General features: G+C 58.7%; 4 protein-coding genes. All 4 read right to left on the minus strand.

What is annotated here, in order from left to right:
- The coding region (locus MKD38_RS30455; RefSeq protein ID WP_147298075.1) for a formate/nitrite transporter family protein at positions 1–503 on the minus strand (503 nt) is incomplete at its 3' end.
- A gap of 363 nt (positions 504–866) precedes the next feature.
- Positions 867–1133 (minus strand): DUF5676 family membrane protein, encoded by a 267-nt coding sequence (locus MKD38_RS30460; RefSeq protein ID WP_012354639.1) that lies wholly within the window; start codon positions 1131–1133, stop codon positions 867–869.
- Between the two features lie 24 nt (positions 1134–1157).
- The gene (locus MKD38_RS30465; RefSeq protein WP_012354638.1) at positions 1158–1823 is read right to left on the minus strand and encodes a methyltransferase family protein; all 666 of its coding nucleotides are present in this window, start codon (positions 1821–1823) and stop codon (positions 1158–1160) included.
- Positions 1820–2095 (minus strand): DUF2933 domain-containing protein, encoded by a 276-nt coding sequence (locus MKD38_RS30470; protein WP_012354637.1) that lies wholly within the window; start codon positions 2093–2095, stop codon positions 1820–1822. Before MKD38_RS30470 ends, MKD38_RS30465 begins: the two co-directional genes overlap by 4 nt.
- Between the last annotated feature and the right edge of the window lie 102 nt (positions 2096–2197).

The following is a 2197-nucleotide window of genomic DNA, read 5'->3' on the forward strand; positions in this document are numbered from 1 at the left end:
CAAAAAAAGGCGTCGGTTGCCGAAAGTCCGGCCTTGGCGGTGGCGATGGCGACGACTGTGGTTGCTACGGCACCCCCATTCATCGTGGCGTGGCCCGAAAGCCAGACCAGCAGCGCCAGCCCGAGTGCGCCAATGAAATTGGCCATGCACACGACCACCCAGTTGCGCAGCACGTCGCGAGTGCTTACGCAGCCGCTGGCCCAGGCCATGGCCAGCAGGTTATTGCCGGTAAACAGTTCAGCACCGGCCACCGTCACCAAAATCAGGCCAAGCGAAAATCCAAGCCCCCCTAGCAGGCGACTCGCTGCGAAGCCGAGCGATGCATCGCTGCTCACCAGAGCAAACATCAGCGCGCCCAGCCCGATGAACGCCCCCGCGAGCATGCCTAGCATTGCCAGCGTGAGCAGCGGCATGTGAGCCTTGGCAATGCAGAATTCGTTGACCCTGCTCGCGACTTGTTTAGGCGAGTAAACGTCAAAGCCATGGTCGGCTACAGGCGTCATTGCGACACTCCTGGGGGGCGTTAGCTGGGAGAGTTCCTGGTGCAAGCTACTGTAGGACGCCAGACCGGCCTCCATTTGATCGGCCGCAAGTATTATGGGTAATGGCAATGCGCTGCGACGCGCGTCTGGACGAGTTCAAGGGCGCGGCAATCGCGCTCAGAACCACCGGGCAATCGAAGATGACTCGCGGATGATCGTGCTCGCGCCAGGCTCTGCGTACATTGAGTCGTTGTCAACGCGACGACTCTGACACGTGGACGCTGCTTCTCTACGCGCATGGCCCATGGTTGCAGCGGTAGTGGCTCCAGCAAGGCCAACACCCTAACGGTGCCGACGCGCCGGTGCGTGCATATGCCCATGGCTTCAATCCTCATTTCCCACTTTGTTGCCAAGCCAGGCGAAGAAGACACCAACGGCGAAAAACCAGATCGCGAACACAATGGCCGGATACGCGGTATCCCACCAGGAGAACGACTGACCGGTCTGGAGCCGCCTGAAATCGAGCCCGTGAAAAAGTGAGTTCATGAAGTTCATGAACGGCTCCGGGAGTGCTACCCAAACCAGAGTACACAAGATATAGAACAACACAACCGTGAGGGAAAGCACGATGCCAGTCTTGATGGGTTTCATGACTACCTCCTTGGTTCAGCCGCTTCAGTGAGGCTTGGCGCGAAACAACTGGCTGAATCGAATCCGTGGAACGAACCCAGGCGTTCGCCTGCGGTACGCTTCATACTGCTGGCCGAATGCTTCCAGCACATCTTGCTCCTCCGCTCTGGCCAAGCGAACATACATCCAGGCGAGAACCGGGAACATCAACAAGATAAGAATCGTCGGCCATTGCAGGAGGAAGCCGGCCATGACGAGAATGAACGCAACATACTGCGGATGCCTGATGTGCGCGTAGAGGCCCGTCGTCGCCAGACGGCCTTCCTGCTGCGCATTGTATAGAACACGCCAGGCGGATGACAACATCAGGAAGCCGCCGAAGATAAGGATATTGCTGGCGATATGGAATGGCCCCAGGTGCGGATTGCCTTGCCAGCCGAACAGCATCTCAGGCAGATGGCCCGCGTCGTGCGACAGGAAATCGATGCCAGGGAATCTCGCCGAGAGCCACGGCAGCATGAGGTAGATCGTCAAGGGGATCCCGTACATCTCGGTGAAGAGAGCAACAATGAACGCCGAGAACGCGCCAAAGGACCGCCAGTCACGAGATGTCTTGGGCTTGGCGAAGCTGAAGGCGAAGACGATGAATACCGCCGAATTGATGATCACCAGCGACCACAGCCCATAGCCGTATTGCGGATGCTCGGTCATCGCCGTCCTCCATCGATGTCATGACCGTCCCGCGCTCGCCCCTGTCGGTGATGACCATGCCCGTGCCCCTGGTGCATGAAAAGATGCATCAACGGACAGGCGGCCAGGAGCAGGTAAGGCAGGGCCTGGATGACATGGGCCCGGTGCTCTGTCCAGAGAAAGTAGCCAATGACAAGCAGAAATCCGACCGTAACCAGTCTTGACCTCGATAGCCGCCGCTCCGTCGCTTGAACGCGCTCATCATTGCTTGTCGTTGCCAGCTTGCCCGACATAGAAGCCTCCTTGCGCGCAACGGCGCAGGCAAAGCCTTGCTTCTCTTCAGTATCGGTGCCGAAAGACGCTCGCCCTTGAGGTCGATCAAGGAAATCGAAGCC

The organism is Cupriavidus sp. WGlv3 (assembly GCF_023952475.1).
In the GTDB taxonomy this organism is placed as follows: domain Bacteria; phylum Pseudomonadota; class Gammaproteobacteria; order Burkholderiales; family Burkholderiaceae; genus Cupriavidus; species Cupriavidus phytorum.

Bases quoted from the DNA above. Each gene is read 5' to 3' on its own strand.
- MKD38_RS30460 (WP_012354639.1), bottom strand. From the start codon at position 1,133: ATGAAACCCATCAAGACTGGCATCGTGCTTTCCCTCACGGTTGTGTTG.
- MKD38_RS30465 (WP_012354638.1), bottom strand. From the start codon at position 1,823: ATGACCGAGCATCCGCAATACGGCTATGGGCTGTGGTCGCTGGTGATC.
- MKD38_RS30470 (WP_012354637.1), bottom strand. From the start codon at position 2,095: ATGTCGGGCAAGCTGGCAACGACAAGCAATGATGAGCGCGTTCAAGCG.